At 45.3% G+C, this 19,816-nt stretch carries 14 protein-coding genes; 6 read left to right on the top strand and 8 right to left on the bottom strand.

What is annotated here, in order from left to right; genetic code table 11:
- The first annotated feature begins 94 nt into the window (after positions 1–94).
- The 4 genes from ACTS60_RS22250 to ACTS60_RS22235 all read left to right on the top strand — a co-directional run bounded on the left by ACTS60_RS22250 (position 95) and on the right by ACTS60_RS22235 (position 5,507).
- Positions 95–574 (top strand): glycine zipper 2TM domain-containing protein, encoded by a 480-nt coding sequence (locus tag ACTS60_RS22250; RefSeq protein ID WP_440890017.1) that lies wholly within the window; start codon positions 95–97, stop codon positions 572–574.
- 210 nt (positions 575–784) lie between these two features.
- Positions 785–2,314: a nitric oxide reductase transcriptional regulator NorR gene (gene norR, locus ACTS60_RS22245; protein ID WP_440890016.1), complete on the top strand. Its 1,530-nt coding sequence runs from the start codon at positions 785–787 to the stop codon at positions 2,312–2,314.
- A 411-nt stretch (positions 2,315–2,725) separates the two neighbouring features.
- Positions 2,726–4,387, top strand: coding sequence for a hydroxylamine reductase (gene hcp, locus ACTS60_RS22240; RefSeq protein ID WP_409385428.1), 1,662 nt, complete (start codon positions 2,726–2,728; stop codon positions 4,385–4,387).
- A 76-nt stretch (positions 4,388–4,463) separates the two neighbouring features.
- Positions 4,464–5,507, top strand: a complete 1,044-nt coding sequence (locus tag ACTS60_RS22235) for a 2Fe-2S iron-sulfur cluster-binding protein (RefSeq protein WP_440890015.1) — start codon at positions 4,464–4,466, stop codon at positions 5,505–5,507.
- Positions 5,508–5,599: 92 nt separating this feature from the next.
- Here ACTS60_RS22235 and ACTS60_RS22230 read toward each other — a convergent pair whose 3' ends face one another.
- The 4 genes from ACTS60_RS22230 to ACTS60_RS22215 form a co-directional block, all read right to left on the bottom strand.
- Positions 5,600–6,532: a class I SAM-dependent methyltransferase gene (locus tag ACTS60_RS22230; RefSeq protein WP_440890014.1), complete on the bottom strand. Its 933-nt coding sequence runs from the start codon at positions 6,530–6,532 to the stop codon at positions 5,600–5,602.
- Between the two features lie 31 nt (positions 6,533–6,563).
- Positions 6,564–7,256: a TIGR01621 family pseudouridine synthase gene (locus ACTS60_RS22225; RefSeq protein ID WP_440890013.1), complete on the bottom strand. Its 693-nt coding sequence runs from the start codon at positions 7,254–7,256 to the stop codon at positions 6,564–6,566.
- A 49-nt stretch (positions 7,257–7,305) separates the two neighbouring features.
- Positions 7,306–8,919: a methyl-accepting chemotaxis protein gene (locus ACTS60_RS22220; RefSeq protein ID WP_440890012.1), complete on the bottom strand. Its 1,614-nt coding sequence runs from the start codon at positions 8,917–8,919 to the stop codon at positions 7,306–7,308.
- Between the two features lie 251 nt (positions 8,920–9,170).
- Entirely contained in the window at positions 9,171–10,541 is a 1,371-nt protein-coding gene (locus ACTS60_RS22215) for a sodium-dependent transporter (protein WP_045388513.1), read from the bottom strand.
- A 430-nt stretch (positions 10,542–10,971) separates the two neighbouring features.
- On the opposite strand from ACTS60_RS22215, the gene cls reads away from it, so the two are divergent.
- On the top strand, positions 10,972–12,429 hold the full coding sequence (gene cls, locus ACTS60_RS22210) for a cardiolipin synthase (RefSeq protein ID WP_440890156.1): 1,458 nt from the start codon (positions 10,972–10,974) through the stop codon (positions 12,427–12,429).
- 181 nt (positions 12,430–12,610) lie between these two features.
- Positions 12,611–13,816, top strand: coding sequence for a cystathionine beta-lyase (locus ACTS60_RS22205; RefSeq protein ID WP_440890011.1), 1,206 nt, complete (start codon positions 12,611–12,613; stop codon positions 13,814–13,816).
- 32 nt (positions 13,817–13,848) lie between these two features.
- On the opposite strand, the gene ACTS60_RS22200 is transcribed toward ACTS60_RS22205, so the two are convergent.
- From ACTS60_RS22200 to ACTS60_RS22185, 4 genes are all read right to left on the bottom strand, one after another.
- Complete coding sequence (locus ACTS60_RS22200) at positions 13,849–14,424, bottom strand: DNA-3-methyladenine glycosylase I (RefSeq protein ID WP_440890010.1); 576 nt, start codon at positions 14,422–14,424, stop codon at positions 13,849–13,851.
- 69 nt (positions 14,425–14,493) lie between these two features.
- Positions 14,494–17,598 carry an efflux RND transporter permease subunit VmeI gene (vmeI, locus tag ACTS60_RS22195; RefSeq protein ID WP_440890009.1) on the bottom strand — a complete coding sequence of 1,035 codons (3,105 nt, stop codon included), beginning with the start codon at positions 17,596–17,598 and terminating at the stop codon, positions 14,494–14,496.
- Positions 17,595–18,680: an efflux RND transporter periplasmic adaptor subunit gene (locus ACTS60_RS22190; protein ID WP_440890008.1), complete on the bottom strand. Its 1,086-nt coding sequence runs from the start codon at positions 18,678–18,680 to the stop codon at positions 17,595–17,597. The genes vmeI and ACTS60_RS22190 overlap by 4 nt, the downstream gene beginning before the upstream one ends.
- A 1-nt stretch (position 18,681) precedes the next feature.
- Positions 18,682–19,713 (bottom strand): efflux RND transporter periplasmic adaptor subunit, encoded by a 1,032-nt coding sequence (locus ACTS60_RS22185; RefSeq protein ID WP_440890007.1) that lies wholly within the window; start codon positions 19,711–19,713, stop codon positions 18,682–18,684.
- Positions 19,714–19,816 lie beyond the last annotated feature (103 nt).

Here is a 19,816-nt window from a genome sequence, read left to right as displayed (position 1 = left end):
AAGAACGCCACTAAATCATTGTTTCCTAAAGCATCAAAGCACATGCAAAATAGAGGTATATACTCTTTGGGTGGAGAAACCATTCGGAGGCTATATGAAAAAATACTTCAAGCTAGGCATGTTACTCACTATTTCTTGTGCGATCTTGCTTGGCGGCTGTACCTCACCTAACCCGTACGGAGATGCATACGGCTCGTCCGATACTCGTAAAGTTCAGCAGGTTTACTACGGAACGGTAGAAAAAGTTGAGCCAGTAACCATTGATGCCTCTACCCAAGCCAACGCCATCGGCACAATTGCAGGTGCTGCCGTGGGTGGTATTCTGGGGTCGAAAGTTGGGGGAGGCTCTGGATCAGATATCGCAGCCATTGGTGGTGGTTTGTTAGGTGGTTATGCCGGTAGTAAAGCCGCCGAAGCAACCGCGAAAAGAAATGGTGTGAACCTGACCATTCGCCTAGAGGATGGAAAGATCATATCTGTCGTTCAAGAAGCAAATCCAAACATGATTTTCCAGCCAGGACAAGCCGTCCAAATCAACATGTCTGGTAATGACGCAAGGGTTGTTCCTCGCTGATTTGAACACTATTCGTCCGTTCCATTGGTTTGCATTTATTAATTCAAGATTGCTAATCCACGCGAGCACTCATTACTTACTCATAGGCTTACGCATTTTTTGAATCAAGTTTGATCGTAGTCAATGGAACATCAATCTCTCGCACCTTTCGATGTTCAAATGACATCAAATTGCTAGCATGAGCCCATTCAAGATAACTCTGGACTTGCTATGACTCCTACCGTCGACCATGTACTCCTCAATATCGCACTCAATCTGAGTTCAAATCGCTCTCATGAACAGCAATACCAGAGCCTTATTGATGGGGTCTCACAAGTATTCCCTTGTGATGCAAGTTGTTTGTTTATCTTTGATGAAGATGGCTTCCTAACGCCAGTTGCAGTAAAGGGCCTATCGAGCTCAGTACTCGGTCGCCGTTACTTTCCTAAAGCTCATCCACGCTTGGACGCTATTATCCACAGTCGTGAACCAGTTCGCTTTGATGCTGACTGCGCCCTGCCCGATCCATTTGATGGAACACTTTTAACGGAAGATCAGTGCATTGATGTCCATGACTGCATGGGCTTTAGCTTGTACGTCGAAGGACAACTTGTTGGCGCGTTAACCATGGATGCGCTTGCTGTTGGCGCGTTTGATCATATCGACCCAGTAGCTATCGAAACCTTCGCGGCACTAACGGCGGCGACACTGCGTAACATTGCACAATTAAAAGCTCTTAAAGCGCAGAACCAGAAGCAAAAGAGCGTCACACAAACCCTGATCCAACAAGCGCGCTCACAACACAGTGACATGGTTGGCTTAAGCCCACAAATCAATCAATTACGAAACAACATTGCGACCGTTGCTCAGTCGGATTACGCAGTATTAGTAACGGGAGAAACGGGGACAGGTAAAGAGCTTGTTGCTCATTCAGTTCATGCTCAATCTCATCGCAGCGATAAACCGATGATTTACGTAAACTGCGCTGCCCTACCCGAAGGTCTAGCGGAGAGCGAACTGTTTGGTCACGTTAAAGGCGCGTTTACCGGAGCCAATAGTCATCGTGCAGGTAAGTTTGAACTGGCTGATGGCGGTACAATCTTCCTAGATGAAGTGGGTGAATTGCCATTGATTTTGCAGGCAAAACTGCTGCGAGTTATCCAACAAGGTGAGTTGCAACGTGTGGGCAGCGATCAGCATTTGATGGTGAACGTACGCATCATCGCAGCCACTAACCGACAGCTAGAGAAAGAAGTGGAAGATGGCACATTCCGTGCGGATTTGTTCCATCGCTTAAACGTATTCCCAATCAAAGTGCCACCATTGCGTGCACGTGATGGTGACATTCCAGTTCTTGCAGGGTATTTGTTGGAAAAAGTACGTCAGCAATTTAACGCACCAAACCTTCACGTTCACCCTAAGGTACTGACTCAACTAGAATCTCTGCCTTGGTACGGTAATGTTCGAGAGCTTGAGCATACCTTAACGCGTGCGGCATTACATGCTATTCAGCAAGGCGCGAGCACTATTATGCTCAGCCACTTTGATACTTCATTGGCACTGGACGATGTAAAAAACACATCACATCACTTGCCGAAAGAAAGTCAGCCAATGCGAGAGTTAATAGAAAGTTATCAGCGTGACTTGATTGAACACGCTTTAAGTCAAACTGGCGGTGTTTGGGCAAAAGCGGCAGAGTTTTTACAGATGGATCGAGGCAACTTGTATCGTATGGGTAAAAAGCTCGGCATTAGCAAATAGAAGCCTCTACTTCGCTCCCTTCTCTTGAGAGAGAAGAAACTTACGTCTTAAAAAGATAGATTCCGGATGGCTCGCTTAGGCTCGTCCGGAATGACTCCTAACCTGAAGCAGAGCGAGCCGACGAAGGAGCGCAATCGGGAATCTCTTACCCCCACAAAACCGCATTAACTTTTCTCCTGTTTAACAAGCACTTCCATTAATATCGACTTCAAACACTTATCTGTGCGCTGCTTTTCTCACCACATCTAAAATTACGTTGTTATTTTAACATCAAACGCGTTGTCATAATTACAACCCCAGCTCATCCAAAAGCCAACAAAGTCCATTAAAATCAATAATATAAATATTGGCACACATTCTGCTCTAAGGAAAAACAAAACGACTATTACTACAATCACTGGAGAACCCAATATGTTCTGTATTCAATGTGAACAGACAATCCAAACCCCAGCTGTAAAAGGCTGTTCTTTCGCACAAGGTATGTGTGGCAAAACTTCAGAGGTATCCGATCTACAAGACGTGTTGGTTTACACTTTGCAAGGGGTTTCTTTTTGGGCAGCACGCGCGCTTGAATTCAACATCATTAATGATGAAATCAACCAATGGGCTCCAAGAGCATTCTTCTCTACGTTGACTAACGTAAACTTCGATCCAGAACGTATCCTTGAGCTAACCTCTCAAGCAGCTACTTACAAAGCACTGCTAAAAGACCAAGTGATGTCTGCAGCTACACTGGCAGACAAAGTGGTAGAGAACATTCCTAATGTCGCGGACTTTGAACTGCCAAACAGCGCAGAGGAAATCCTAGCGTTTGCTCCTCAAGTTGCGGTAAACCGCGGTAAAGACCAAGTACACGAAGACGTTATCGGCCTTCGCCTGCTTTGTCTATATGGCCTAAAAGGTGCCGCTGCATACATGGAGCACGCGCGAGTACTAGAACAAACCAACAATGACATCTTCGCAGAATACCACGAAATCATGGCTTGGTTGGGTACTGACCCTGAAGACCTAGGCGAGCTACTAGATTGCTCTATGCGTATCGGTCTTATGAACTACAAAGTGATGGAAATGCTGGATCACGGTGAAACAGCTACGTTCGGTCACCCAGAGCCAACCACTGTTAACGTTAAACCTGTAAAAGGCAAATGTATTCTTGTTTCTGGTCATGACCTTCACGACCTAGAGAAAATCCTGCAACAGACCGAAGGCAAAGGCATCAACGTTTACACCAATGGTGAAATGCTGCCTGCACACGGCTACCCAGAGCTGAAAAAATACCCTCATCTAGTGGGTAACTACGGCAGTGCGTGGCAGAACCAACAGAAAGAGTTCGCTAACTTCCCTGGCGCGATTGTGATGACATCAAACTGTCTATTGAACCCGGACGTTGGCCAATACGCAGACCGTTTATTCACACGCAGCATTGTAGGTTGGCCAGGTGTGGCTCACCTTGAAGGTGACGATTTTAGCCAAGTCGTTGAATGTGCATTAGCGCACGAAGGCTTCCAACATGACGAAATCGAACACAACATCACGGTTGGCTTCGGTCGCAACGCACTAATGAACGCAGCACCTGCGGTTATTGACCAAGTGAAGCAAGGCAACATCAAACACTTCTTCCTTGTAGGTGGTTGTGACGGCGACAAAGCAGAGCGTAGCTACTACACCGACTTTACTGCAGAAGCACCAGAAGACACACTAATCCTAACGCTGGCTTGTGGTAAATACCGCTTTAACAAGAACACGTTTGGTGATATCAACGGTATCCCTCGCCTATTGGATGTGGGTCAATGTAACGATGCGTACTCAGCGATCCAGCTTGCACTTGCCCTTGCGAAAGAGTTCGACTGCGACATCAACGAGCTTCCTCTAACGCTTGTTCTGTCTTGGTTCGAGCAAAAAGCAATTGTAATTCTGCTTACGCTATTCGCTCTTGGTGTGAAAGGCATCTACACAGGTCCAACTGCGCCTGCATTCCTAACGCCAAACTTGATTGAGATTATCCAAGACAAATTCGACATGCGTAGCATTGGCAACGTTCAGGATGATCTTAAAACTATCCTAGCAGCGTAATCGCCTCGCTTATCACGCGCCTCCTTAATTGGGGGCGCTTTTATCTATTGAGTATTCGACAACCAAAGAGATTGATATGTTTTTTGAATGGCAAGGCAGTCAACCTGTCACGCTGCGCTGCGTAGATAAATACCACGAGACTGCCGATGCAGTGAGCCTCAAGCTGGCAGACCTATCAGAGTCGCTTTTGTTTGAATTTAAAGCGGGTCAGTTCATCAACCTTGGCGTTGAAATCGATGGCAAGATGGAGTTCCGCGCCTACTCACTCAGTTCCCTTTCCGGTGACGATTGCTTGCAACTGACCATCAAACGCGTCGATGGTGGTAAAGTATCAAACTACATCATCGATAAACTTTTGATTGGCGATACGGTTCAAGCCCTTCCTCCAACGGGTGATTTCAACTGTGTTGACCATCCGCCAATCGCACTCGATGGTAAAAAGAAAGCTCTGCTGATCAGTGCTGGGTGTGGCATCACTCCTGTATTCGCGATGGCAAAACAGTGGCTGAGCAATGATCAAGAAGTAGATATCGAGTTTCTGCATATCGCTCGCTCTCAACCTGAAACAATTTACTTTGATTTGCTAGAAACTTACCACTCAGTTTATCCAGACTTTCACTTGAAGCTGTTACTGAAAAATCGTGGTGAGACGCAGCACCCAGAAGGTCGCTTGAATGCCGAGTGGTTAAAAGAACTGGTGCCAGACTTTAAGCAGCGAACAGTTTACCTATGCGGACCAAACCAGTTTATGCTTGATGTCCAAAGTTACTTGAGTGAGCTTGGCTTTGATATGGCAAACTTTTACCAAGAAAGCTTTACACCAGCAGCAAGTGAAGAAGCTGAAATGTCGGATGAAACGGCAAGTGTGTCAGTACCTGACTTTGCTCAAACGATTGACGCACAAAAAGGCCAAGTCCTTGCTGATGCTTTAGAAAGCGTAGGATTACCGCTAATCGTGGCTTGTCGAAGCGGCATTTGTGGTTCTTGTAAGTGTAAGGTCCGCAAAGGCAGCGTATCTTCAACCAGCCTTGAAACACTAACACCGGAAGAAATTGAGCAAGGCTATGTACTTGCCTGTTCTTCGACGATTGAATCAGACCTCGAGGTTCAAATTGGTTAAAGCCGTTGAAACGAACATAAAAAAAGCGCCGTACTCGGCGCTTTTTGTTTATGGAAAAGTGTTATCAAACTAGGAAGTTTCTTTGCCTAAACTCAACTAAACAACAGAACTTTCAGTGCAGCTTCGCTATCTACATCCATAAACTCTGGCGGGTTATCCAAACGCTCGCGGAATGTCAGCTCTGGCGCTTCTTCCTTCATGCTTTCAATCAAGAAATCGCTGGTCACCGATGGCGAGTTAACACACGCTAACACCTGACCACCTTCTGCCAATAAATCTGGCAAACGGCGTAGAATCTTTTTGTAGTCTTTGGTTAGTGCAAAGCTGCCTTTCTGGAATGACGGCGGATCAATGATGATCATATCGTACTGACCTGACTTCTTGATCTTCCCCCACGACTTAAAGATATCGTGACCCATAAAGCTCACTTGGTTGATGTTATGACCATTCAGCTTATGGTTCTCACGACCTTTAGACAGCGACGCTTTCGCCATATCCACGTTAACCACTTTATCTGCGCCACCAGCAATAGCCGCCACAGAGAAGCCACAAGTATAAGCAAACAAGTTAAGTACGTTTTTGTGCTTGGCATTTTCACGAACCCAATCACGACCGTAGCGCATATCAAGGAACAGACCGAAGTTCTGGTTACGACCGATGTCTAGCTGGTACTTCAATCCACTTTCTTCAACCACAGGTCGAGCATCTAGCTCACCCAATAGGATTTCAGAAGGTGCACCGTCAGCGTAACGGTGCTGAATCACGATAGTGCGACCTTGTTTCTCTGCCCACAGTGCAGAATCAGAAAGCGTGTTCAGTCCTGCTTTTAATTCGCTCAGAAACGCCTCATCCACTTGTTTAAATAGATTGACGATCAACTGACCTTGTAACCAATCACACGTAATTTGCTCTAAACCTTCGAAGCGGCGGCCACGACCGTGAAACAGCCGACGAATTTCATTGGGAGCTTGTGTTAGCTCCGCTTCTAAATGCTGAAAAAACAGCGGAAGTTGTGATGCTTGCATCGAATTCTCTTATTCGTTTTCTTTGTGATGGTTATTTGATCGTAGGCCAGTTTAGTTCCCACGGAGAGAGCCAAGTGTCGATACCTTGGGATACCGTTTCATTGTGCCATTTACTGCCAAGTGCTTTGTGTTCACGCGGATCGCAAACAAAGCAATGTGTTTCATCTTGATATGGGAAACACAGCGAAAATGCATGCAAGTAGCCACGGTCGGCTTCATTGCCTGCATTATAAATAGGATCGCCAACAATACCCGAGCCAACTGATTTTAATGCCACGCGAATTTGGTGTGTTTTGCCAGTGTGTGGCTTACATAAAAACAGACGTTCTCCTGGCTCTGCCGCTAGTGAGAAGAATTGGGTAATCGCTGGATTCGTTTTGCTGTTAACCAGTTTCCATGAAGAACGACGAGAGCGTTCCATGTCACCCACTACCAGCCCTTGCTTCTTCTTAGGCTTTTTCGAACCAATCGCAAGATAGAACTTCTCGACTTCACGATCTGCAAATGCTTGCGACAACACACTTGCTGCTTTTGCGTTGCGACCCAAAAGCAAAATTCCAGACGTCATTTTGTCGAGGCGGTGGATAAGGTACAAATGCTCATCACCACTTTGTTTTGCTACTTCTTGCAGCAACATGGTATCACCATCGTCTTTGTGTACTGAGACGTTGGGATGTTTATTGATGATCAGAAAATCTGGATGGGTATGTAGAATGTCGAACATAAAAAACTGGCTCCACGTTTGGAGCCAGAAGTATACCGATTCTAAGCAATTAGGCGAGCTTAAACTTACCCACCAGCGCTTCCAATTCTTGAACTTTACGGTTCAGACCTTCTACGCTTTGCGAGCTGTCATTCGCCAATTGTAATGAGCGATTCGAGATATCGCTGATCGAGGTAATATCGGCAGCAATTTCTTTCGTCACTGCGGTTTGCTCTTCCGCCGCCGTCGCGATTGAATTCACCATGCTTTGAACGTGTGCAGCACCAGAAACGATTTCTTCCAGCGAGTTCACTGCACCCGAGCTTTGACTCACGCCAATTTCAACCAAACGACAGCCATCTTCGGTGTAAGTCACTGCCTCTTGAGTGCCAACTTGAATCGCTTGAATGATCTCACCAACTTCTTGTGTTGCCTTTGTTGTACGTTCAGCCAGAGCACGAACTTCATCTGCAACCACAGCAAAGCCACGACCAAACTCACCTGCACGTGCCGCTTCAATTGCTGCGTTCAATGCCAGCAGGTTCGTCTGCTCTGCGATATCTTCAATTACTTTGATAACCGCACCGATCTTCTCACCGTGAGAGCCAAGGCTGTTCATCTGTACCGACATATCAGACATTTGCTGTGATACTTGCTGAATGCTTTCAACCATATCCACGATCACGGTGCGGCCTTGCTCTGCGGTTGATTCCGACTTACGTGCTTCTTCAAACGTTGCTGCACCCTGCTCAGCAACTTGAGAAATGGTCAAGCTCAACTCTTCTGCCGCAGTCGCAATCAAGTTTGCTTTGTCAGATTGGCTACTCGCACCAGACACAATATCTTGGCTCACAATTGACAGTTCACCGGTAACAGATTTCACTTCTTCTGACACGAGCGAAATCGAACCAATAAGACTGGTCAAAGACGCTTGCATCTTATTTAGTGACGTCGCTAGGTTAGCTAGTTCATCGCCCGACTTATCTTCTATCGGTTCTACCGTTAGATCACCTTCTGAAACACGCTGCGCCAACTCATCGAGTTTGCTCAGACGGTTGGTAATTGAATTCGACAACAAGTAAGCGATTACCGCAGTGGCAACTAACGCGATAGAACCTAGAACATAGATTGTGTTTTCAATACTGGTAAACGAATCAGAAAGATTTAACAACGCTTCACTGGTACTTTCTCTCCCATCCATTGATGCCGCATCCAAGATTGCCTCAATCGGTGCTAAGTTTGCATCATAGAGTGAACGGAGTTTCGCGACATTTTGCTCAACATTTTCAAGGCCCAAATTAGTGAGAATCTGAGTTTCAAAATCTTGTGTGAAGGTTTTCATATACCGCTCAGCCTTTTCAACATTGCGGTAGTCCTCTCCGCCGACGGTTTCTAAAAGCTTAACGTCTGCAATGGCTGCGGCGAATTCTCCTTTGTTTTGTTGGTAATCCGCTTTGGCACCCGGCACGTCAACAATTGCGCCTAATGCATCTCGATACACATCTCCAGCTTCATCAATTAAAATTAAGTACTGAACAGTTTCAGGAACATCGTCCGTCCTCACCTCGTCAGCCACTTCGTGCGAGCTCAATACTTCTAATGTGATAATTCCAATCATCACCAGCATAATGGCTAATATAGAACCAAAACTCGCATACAGCTTTTTACGAACAGACATTTTCATCTAATTACTTTCCTATAAACATTCTTACGCTTATTCAATAAACATAATAAATCACGCAAATTCTGTAAGGCTTATCGGAATGCAACTCGAGAACTTTAATCGCATTTTTTGTGATTCAAATCACTATGCGATCAGATTCACAATAAAGCTATGAATTTAGTATTAAAAACATCAAATATATAAATTTCGAAAATAAAAAAGCGGAAGCCCCTAAGGGACTTCCGCTGTTAGTTTTAAAAGATCTGGGTAAGTTATAACTTCTTAGAGAAGATACCCGCTAGTGCAATAATACCGATACCTAGTAGCATGATTTCACCTTTACCGCTGTCGAAACCAGACTTGATACCCATGAATGCTACGATAGCGATAGCTACTGGGATTACGTATTTAACTAGGTTGTACCATAGACCAAATAGTGGGAAAGATACTTGACCGTCGTTCGTGATTTCTTTCTCAAGCTCAGCACGGTTCAGGCGCCAGCCAGCAAAGATACATACCAACATACCGCCCACCGCTAGGAAGATCTTATCCGTTAGCAGGTCAAAAATGTCGAATGCGCCAGTGCCAAATAGTGTAGGACCAACACCGCCAAGTGATAGTGATGCAAACACGCATAGTGACGCCATTACTACACTTGCTGAAAGTACTGCTGTTGAACGCTTCAGGCCTTTCTCATCGATTAGGTAAGAAACCACAACCTCTAGTAGAGATACTGAAGACGTCAGTGCTGCAACTGTTAGACCGATGAAGAACATCAGAGCGAATAGAAGACCGATTACGCCGCCCATTTCAGCAAACAGCTGAGGTACAACAACGAATACAAGACCCGGACCTGCTGCTGGCTCCATACCAAATGCGAACATTGCTGGGAACATTGCAACACCCGCAAGGATTGCCACACCTGTGTCCATTGCCGTAACCATACCGGTAGTTTGAACTAGGTTCTCTTTCTTCTTCAGGTAAGAACCGTACGTCATCATACACCCCATACCGAGAGATAGTGAGAAGAATGCCTGACCTAGCGCCGCTAGAACCACATTGCTGTCTACTTTAGAGAAGTCTGGCATGAACAGGAACTCAAGACCTGCCATAGCACCTGGTAGCATCAAACCTTTCACTGATACAACGATCAGGATAAGGAATAGAAGAGGCATTAGAATTTTGCCTGCTTTTTCAATACCGCCAGAAATACCTTTCATTACGATAGCAATGTTAAGGAATAGGTAAATACCCATCCACATTAGCGGTTGAACTGGATCAGAAATAAAACCGCCGAAGCTATCACCAATTGCTTCAGGAGTGCTTAGTAGACCACCACCTACTTTAAAGATGTACGCTAACGCCCAGCCACCTACTACAGGGTAGAAACCCATGATCAGTAGACCACTTAGTACGCCGATAACACCAGTAAATGTCCAACGACGGTCAGTAGATTTGAAAGCACCTACTGCTGAAAGACCTGTCTTACGACCAATAGCGAACTCAGTAAGCATTACGCTAAAGCCGATAAAAATAACAAATAGAAGGTAGATTGCAACGAACGCACCGCCGCCACTCTCACCTGCTGTGTAAGGGAATTTCCATATATTGCCTAAACCGACAGCGGAACCCGCTGCTGCCATTACGAAGCCTAGTTTAGACCCCCACGTATCACGTGGTGCTGCTGTATTAGTTGTAGCCACGCTTCTTCTCCAAAATAGTTATGTTGTGTATGCATAGAGATAGGCGTCGAAAATGTTGTGTAAAAAAAAGTATACACTTTATAAGATGTTTGTGTGACGCTCTATGTATGGCAAGTAAAGCAGTTTCAAATTAGAATTGGAACCCCAAAAGTTACATTTATCGAACAATTGTAACTTTACGCACGTTAAATGCTGCTTTTTTAGTCAAAAGTTAAGAAAAAGCCTTATCTTTTACACAAAAATAACAGATAGCCCTGTTATAAATTTCACTCCTTGATACAAAATCCTGTGCGCTTTCCGAGTCAAAAATAGTTCCCCGAATGTGCTTTTGCGCTTAGTATCCATATTGGGCTTATTACTTTTGGCATTTATGGACAAGTTCTATCATTTTCTCACCCTTGCCAGCATCGGGCTTTATTGGTTCCTAGTCGCTGCTGTTACTATCCGCGTCGTATTAAAGCGTCGCGCTGTTAGTGTTTCTCTCGCATGGCTGATGGTTATCTACATCCTGCCTGTGCTTGGCGTTGCCTGTTATTTCCTATTCGGTGAACTCAACCTTGGTCGAAAACGTGCTGAACGTGCCAAAGTGATGTTCACACCGTTCCAACAATGGTTTACTCAGTTAAATGATTGTAACGCACATGTTCCTGAAGCAATGGGGCGTCATATCTACCGCATTGACGAACTGTGTAACAACCGTTTAGGCCTTCCTGCACTGAGTGGCAACACTCTCTCACTTCAACAGTCGCCAGATGAGATTCTTCACTCCATCATCGAAGATATTGAAAACGCACAGCATAGCATTCGAATGGTTTTCTACATTTGGCACCCTGGCGGATTGGCCGACTCGGTAGCTTCAGCCCTAATCCAGGCCGCAAAACGTGGCGTAGACGTAAAGCTGTTGCTCGACTCTGCCGGTAGCCCGCGCTTTTTTCGGAGTCATTGGTACAAGATGATGAAAGATGCGGGCATTGATGTGGTGCAAGCATTAGAAGTAAAAATGTGGCGTATTTTCTTACGTCGTTTGGATTTACGTCAGCATCGTAAGATCATCGTGATTGATGATGAGATCGCCTACACCGGTTCTATGAACCTGGTAGACCCTGCTTTCTTTAAGCAAAGTAGCGGCGTTGGTCAGTGGATCGATATCATGGTACGTATTACCGGCCCTACTGTTAACGTGTTAAGTGCTATTCATTGTTGGGATTGGGAAGTGGAAACAGGTGAGCGTCAGCTACCTAAGCATCCTGAATGTCGTATAGACAATAGCGATGAATTCCAACACCCGATTCAAGTGGTTCCATCCGGACCAGGGATGCCGGAATACTTGATCTATCAGGTATTAACCCTTGCAATTAACCAAGCAAATCATTCTGTACGAATCACGACTCCTTATTTTGTACCAAGTGCGGATTTGCTTGAAACACTAAAAATGACCGCGCAACGTGGCGTCACTGTCGAACTCATCATTCCACATAAAAATGATTCCATGATGGTTCAATGGGCATCAAGAGCTTTCTACAGTGAATTGATGGCGGCTGGAGTAAAGATTTACGAATTCTATGGCGGCCTGCTGCACACCAAATCGGTAGTGATTGACGACCAGTTCTGTTTGGTCGGCACAGTAAATATGGATATGCGCAGCTTATGGCTGAACTTCGAAGTTACGCTTGCGGTAGACGATGAAGAGTTCACAAAACAGATGTCATGGCTGCAAGATACTTACATCAAACAGTCACACACTGTCTGCAAAGACGAATGGAAAAAGCGCAGCATCTTTTCTCGTTTCTTGGAGCGTGTTTTCTATCTATTTAACCCGCTACTTTAATAAATAAGCTAAATATCTACAAAACCGACAGTTTCTAGCTGTCGGTTTTCTTTTATGTACCCTGCCCAGCTGTTTTTCAAGTGATGATCGGACAAGTCATTTCATTTCTATTTTTCCCTTGCAAACCACCCTTGGTCCATGTTTTAAATATTGAAAATCATAATTTAGACAGGGAATATTTATGTCAGAAGGCAAAAAGACCAAACTCGTCACCGCCGGTCGTAACAAGAAGTGGACCAACGGAGTGGTAAACCCACCTGTACAGCGTGCTTCTACCATCGTATTTGATACCGTTGCAGAAAAAAACCAAGCGATGATCAATCGTGCCAACAAAACCCTGTTCTATGGACGCCGCGGCACAAACACGCACTTTGCCTTTCAAGATGCCATGGTGGAAGTGGAAGGCGGCGCAGGTTGTGCTCTTTACCCATGCGGTACAGCAGCGATTTCTAATGCCATCCTGTCTTTTGTCGAAACGGGCGACCACATTTTAATGGTTGATACCTGTTATGAACCAACCCGCGACTTCTGTGACACCATCATGAAGAAGATGGGCGTCGAGACGACTTACTTTGATCCTATGATTGGTGAAGGTATTCATGAGCTTATTCAACCGAATACCAAAATCCTTTTCCTTGAGTCTCCTGGCTCAATCACGATGGAAGTGATGGACGTTCCAACGATGGCACGCATTGCCCATGAGCAAGAAATCATCGTGATGCTGGATAATACTTGGGGCGCGGGCGTGAACTTTTCCCCATTTGAACACGGCGTCGATATCTCTATTCAGGCCGCGACCAAGTACATTGTTGGTCACTCTGATGTGATGTTGGGAACAGCGGTTGCTTCTGAGAAATACTGGGACCAATTGCGTGAGCAAAGCTACTTGATGGGTCAATGCGTTTCTCCTGATGATGCATACCTTGGTCTGCGTGGTATTCGAACTTTAGATGTCCGTTTGCGCCAGCATGCAGAAAACAGCCTGAAAGTTGCACAATGGTTGGCAAGCCGCCCTGAAGTCGATCACGTTCGTCATCCTGCCCTAGAAAGCTGCCCAGGTCATGAATTCTTTAAACGCGACTTTTCCGGTGGTAACGGCCTGTTCTCATTCGTATTGAAAAGCTCGTACCCGAAAGCAACCACTGCGCTGTTGGATGGCATGAAACACTTCAGCATGGGTTATTCATGGGGTGGTTTTGAGAGTTTGATTTTAGCCAACGAGCCAAAGAGCTTTAACAGCTTGCGCACAGTGGCGAATCCAAACTTCGAAGGCACACTTGTCCGTCTGCACATCGGTCTTGAAGATGTTGAAGATCTCATTGCCGATCTTGAAGCTGGCTTCGAGCGATACAACGCTCTCGTACTAGAAAGAGAAGCGTCTTACTAAGTTCCTTCAGATTAGATATAAACGCCCTAATTTTAGGGCGTTTTGCTACTTATCTGCTTTTTAGGACAACCAACAATGTGGTCATCGACCATGCCGACTGCTTGCATAAAGGCGTAGCAGATCGTCTCGCCCACAAACTTAAAGCCTTTCTTTTTGAGGAATTTGCTCATCGCTTTGGACTGCTCTGTAGAGGCTGGCACTTGGCTCATGTCTGTCCAATGATTCACAATAGGTTTGCCATCAACAAACTGCCATAGAGCATTAGATAGGCTCCCGTATTCTTCGATTAATTGCTTTGCCGCTTTGGCGTTAGTAAATACCGAATTGATTTTGCCACGGTGCTTAACCACGTCGAAGTTTTCAACGATGAACTCCGTACGCACTTCGTCACGTTGAATGAGCTTATCTAAGTCATAGTTTTCAAACGCCTCTCGATAACCTTCGCGCTTTTTCAAAATCGTAATCCAACTTAAGCCGGCTTGAGCACCTTCTAACGTGATGAATTCAAACAATACCGTATCGTCGTGTACAGGCACACCCCATTCAGCATCGTGATATTCGCGTTCAAGTGGATGGTTCATCGCCCATGCACACGTATTCTGTTCCATATTTAATCCTTATAAAAACGCCTCTGACGTTAGCCAGAGGCGTTTTAGAACGTTACTTAAACTAAGCCGTTACTTAGGCACTGCCACCTTGTGGAATAGACGATACAACACTGGCACAACAACTAATGTCAGTATGGTCGCAAAACCTAAACCAAACATGATCGTTACCGCCATTGGTTTGAAGAAGATATCCGGTAGCAGCGGAATCAACCCCAAAATAGTAGTAATCGCTGCCATACATACTGGACGGACACGGCTTACTGCCGCATCAACAACCGCGTCGTACGCTTCTTTACCCGATTTCATCTCAATCTCAATCTGATCAAGCAGTACGATACCGTTTTTCAGTACCATCCCTGACAAGCTCAAAAATCCAAGGAGCGCCATAAACCCAAACGGTGTATTCAAGGCGAGTAGACCAGTTGTAACACCGATTAATGCCAGAGGTACCGTCAGCCAAACAATCAGCGGCTCTTTGATTGAGTTAAACAAGAAGATAGTGATCAAGAACATGAACAAGTAGCCCATTGGCATCGTTGTGAATAACGACGCCTTCGCATCGCCTGATGACTCGTACTCACCACCCCACTCTAGTGAGTAACCTGGTGGCATTTCGATTGCTTCAATCTGAGTCTGTAAACGTTTTTGCAAAGTCGCCGCAGTCTCTTGACCCAAAATATCTGGATCTGCCATAACCGTCAGCATACGTTTGCGGTTCTTACGCACAATGATTGGATCCTCCCAACGCATGTCGTAGCCCATGGTTACTTGTTGTAATGGAATAAACTCACTCTGAGCTGGGCTCCAAATTTTCATCCCTTCGATGTTACGGATGTCAATGCGTTCATCTTCAGGAAGACGAGCGACGATTGGCATCAGCGTTGTACCATCACGATATAGACCAACGTTCATACCAGAGAATGACATCGACAAGAAATCGTCTACATCTGATTTGGTGATACCGTAACGACGAGCTTGGCTCTCATTGAATTTAGGCTCTAGTACTTGCGTACGTTCACGCCAGTCATGACGAATGTTCGTTGCACCCGGATCCGCGTACATTATGTCCATAACTTGAGCGGCAAGAGTGCGAAGTACGGTAGGATCTGAACCGATGATACGAGCTTCAATTTTCGCGCCGCCACCAGGACCCAATTCAATTTGCTTCAGCTTATAATTGATCTCTGGATAGTTCGCTTTTATATGCGCTCTGAATCGCTCCATCAATGGCGCTAACGCTTCGTAGTTATCCATTCGTGTGGTAATTTCACCGTACGCGGCATAGCTCTTTTCTGGAGCATACGTCAGCATAAAACGTTGCAGGCCCTTACCGGCTGTCGTCGTAATATGATCGACATGGTCCTGTTTTGCTAACCAGCCCTCTAACTCTTTTAGTTTTGCATTAGTAGCACGAATATCCGTCCCTTCCGGTAACCAAACATCTACCTGGAAGATAGGTGTGGTTGATGATGGGAAGAATGCTTGTTTCACAAAGGTAAAGCCATAAATACTTGCAGCAAGGCCCGTAACCAAAACAATGACTGTTAGCCAAGCTCGGCGCATACAAAACTCAAGGAAGTTCTTGTACATAACAAAGATAATGCCGTTGTAAGGGTCATTATCTTCGCCCTCCCCACTCTTTATTTTCTGACCTTTAAAAAAGATATCAGCAAAAAATGGGGTTAATGATATCGCCGTAAACCAACTCAGCATTAAAGAAACGAGCAGTACCGTAAATAAGGTCCCACAGTACTCACCCGTTGAGTCTTCAGACAAACCAATCGGAGCAAAGGCGGTTACTGCGATAACCGTAGCACCCAACAATGGCCATTTGGTCTGGGTTACGATATCAGTGGCAGCCTGTAGCCTTGTTCGCCCTTTCTGGGTACCAATCAGTATCCCTTCCACCACCACGATGGCGTTATCCACCAGCATACCCAGTGCGATAACCAAAGCACCGAGAGAAATACGCTGCAAGTCGATGGCTAGGTACTTCATAAAAATAAAGGTACCCAGAACCGTCAATAGCAAGATCAAACCAATTAGCAGACCAGATCTAAGCCCCATAAAGAACAGTAATACGATGATTACGATACCAACCGCTTGCGCTAAGCTGACAACGAATCCGCTCACTGATTTGTCTACTTCTTTCGGCTGACTGTATATCTCAGAGATTTCAACACCAACAGGTTGTTGATATTTCAACTCAGCAAGGCGACGGTCAAATGATTTTCCGACTTCAACCACGTTAACGCCTTGCGCGAACGACACACCAACGTTCAGAGCTAAGTTACCGTTAAAGTTGATGATATTCGTTGGCACGTCGACATATCCACGCTTGATATCCGCAACGTCTTTCAAGAAGATTAGACCCTGCGCGCCCGACTCGGTTAACAGCAAGTCACCTAGCTCATCGACACTTTGAAACTCACCCGTTGGCTGAATACGAATATATTCATTACCAATTCGAATTGCACCCGCATCCGAAACCACATTTTGCGTAGACAACAGATTGAAAACCGTATTTGGTGACAAGCCGAGGCTACTCAGTTTCTTCATCGAAATCTCAATGAAGACTTGCTCTTGCTGCTGCCCAGATACTGAGACTTTACTAACACCATCAACTAATTCGAGTTCACGCCTTAAATAGTCAACGTAATCGAGTAGTTCTTTGTAGCTGTAGCCATCACCAGTTACCGCAAGCAAGATCCCGTAAACATCACCAAAGTCATCGATGACCGAAGGGTCGTTCACACCCGGCGGTAAGGAGCCTTTTAAATCATTTACCTTACGACGTAACTCATCCCAGATCTGTGGCAAGTCATCCGGGCCGTAGTTGTTCTTCATAGTTACTGTGATTTGCGACAGACCACGGCTGGAAATCGAGTTAACCTCATCCACATAGGTTAATTGCTGAATCGCTTTTTCAAGTGGGTAGGTAACTTCTTCTTCCACTTGTTGAGGTGTTGCCCCTGGGTAAGATGTAACGACCATCGCATCTTTGATTGTAAAAGCAGGGTCTTCAAGACGGCCTAAACCAAAGAATGCTGCGGTACCACCAATCAAAAAGATCAATGAAACCATCCAACTGATTACGCGGTTACGGATAAAATACGCTGCAATACCAGTTACATTATCATCATCTTGAGGCGCACTATTATTTTGCTCACTCATTGCGTTGCCTCCTGCTTGATTACTTCCACTTTAATGCCATCTCTCAATCGAGATAAACCGGCAACAACCACTTTGTCATCAAGCTCTAAACCGTCAAGGATCTGGACCGACGTTTGTGAGGCTTTGCCCGCTCGTACCTTTTGGCGACTGACGGTATTATCGTCGTTCAATACCCATACAAATTTGTTTTCTCGGCTTAACTCATCACCATCAGCATTGAAAATTGCTTCAATCGGCACGTTGATACCAACATTGAGTTCCAAACCAACTTTTTTGTCTTTAGACGTTACATCCACTGCCATACCATCAAGGATGTACTCATTTTCAGGCATAGGTAGAGAAAGGGTAACAGTGAACGTGCCTGTATTAGGATCGGGCTCTGTTGTGAACTCTTTGATTCTTGCATCATACTCATTACCACTCGGCACTCGAACAACCGCATTGATTGTGGTCAATCGGTCTTCTGTTGGTGGTTGATTCACGTACAAGCGGTCTGGAAGCTGAATTAAGACTTCAACACGCTCCACTGAGTGAATGTTTACGATGTATTGACCTACTTTGATGTTTTCAAATTGGTCGACATTGACTCTCGATATAATGCCATCAACTGGAGCTTTAAGTGTGGTGAAAGACAAACGTAACTTTGCCAATTCAAGCTCAGCAAGCGCGATTTGGCGTTGAGCTGCAATTTCATCAAATTGAGATTTCGCTAGTAAACCCTTTTTAACTAAGGGCGCCGAACGTCGGTACTGACTGTCTACAACTGAGAACCGTGCCGATGCGTTATCGACATCCAGTTGGTAATCAGTTGGGTCAAGTCGAGCTATGACATCACCCTTAATGACCCTATCGCCTTCTTTTACCAATACACGGCTTACCTCGCCTGCTACGCGAAAACTCAAGTGGGAGCGATCGGCAGCGTTTGCGATAGCAGGAAAGTACAAATTATCATCCACTTTCATACCTTCTAACGAAGCAACACGAACACGTGGCGTTTCCAATTCTCTCTCTGGCCCTTTATCACCACATCCTGCGATCAACACTACAGAACATAGAGCCGTCAAAGCTAAGATTCTTTTCATATTACAATCCTCGCTCCTTCACCCACTCTCGAACCTTAATTCCTGGCTCGATGACATTCACACCTGAGATAATGATCTGATCACCATCGTCTAAGCCTTTTTCAATCTGCTGTTTATCGTTCAAGGTGACCGAGACTTTCTCGACAATACCTTGCTCGTTCACGCGCCAAACACATGTTTTGCCATCTTCGGTAAACAAAGCCGAATCTGGAATTTTCGTGACACCCGCGTTTTCAGAGATTAAGTGAACGTTACCAGACATGCCCGGTAAGATACCTACTCCTTCCGGGCGCTCCATGACCATCGTCACTTTGTAACTGCCGGTTTTAGGATCTGCTTCGGTATCAATCTCTTGGAAAGTGAGTTCAAAAGAACGCTCAGGAAAAGCATCAAAAGTCATCGATGCATAAGCATTAGCGCCTTGAGTAAATTTGCTCAACAGGTGGTCGGGCAATAAGAACAATACCTTCATCACTTGGTTAGTTTGAATATTCATGACACCTTCTTTTGCTGCCACGTATTCATGGTTTTCAGCTGGAAGGTAAGAGATAGTGCCATCGTAAGGTGCAACAAGCTTGGTGTATCTCAAATTTGCTTTAGCTTGGTTCCACTGTGCTTTTGCGGAATTGTGATTGGCTTTCGCTGCGTCGAAGTCTTGTTCAGATACTACCTGCTCTTTACGAAGCTTTTTCGAGCGTTCGTATTGAACATCAGCAAGAGTGTAATTAGCACGAGCTTGTTTTTCGAGTAACGAATACTCATCAGGGTTGAGTACTGCAAGCACATCGCCTTTTTTAACCATTTGCCCCGCATTCACTTCAATCGATTGAAGTAAACCAGGTACTCGAAATGCGAGTACTGCTCGATCACCGGCTTCTGTGGTGGCAGGAAAATGTCTCTCAAACTGGGCATTGCCTACAGATACCGTGAATAGTTTAGCGGGCCGTGATTCTGGTTCTGGGACTGGTGGTAGTTCTTTCCCACACCCAGATAGAACCGTCATAACCGCGAAGGGAATGAGCGCTTTTCTCATGTGAATTCATCCATTTAACATCCATTCTATTTAAGGTAGATGAATTTATGGTGTTCTTCTAGAGCATTGAGGCAAAAATTTTCTTAAAAAATAGTAATTTGAG

This window comes from Vibrio sp. WZ-1, assembly GCF_052037695.1.
Taxonomy (GTDB): Bacteria; Pseudomonadota; Gammaproteobacteria; order Enterobacterales; family Vibrionaceae; genus Vibrio.
This window is presented reverse-complemented; position numbering and strand designations above follow the sequence as displayed.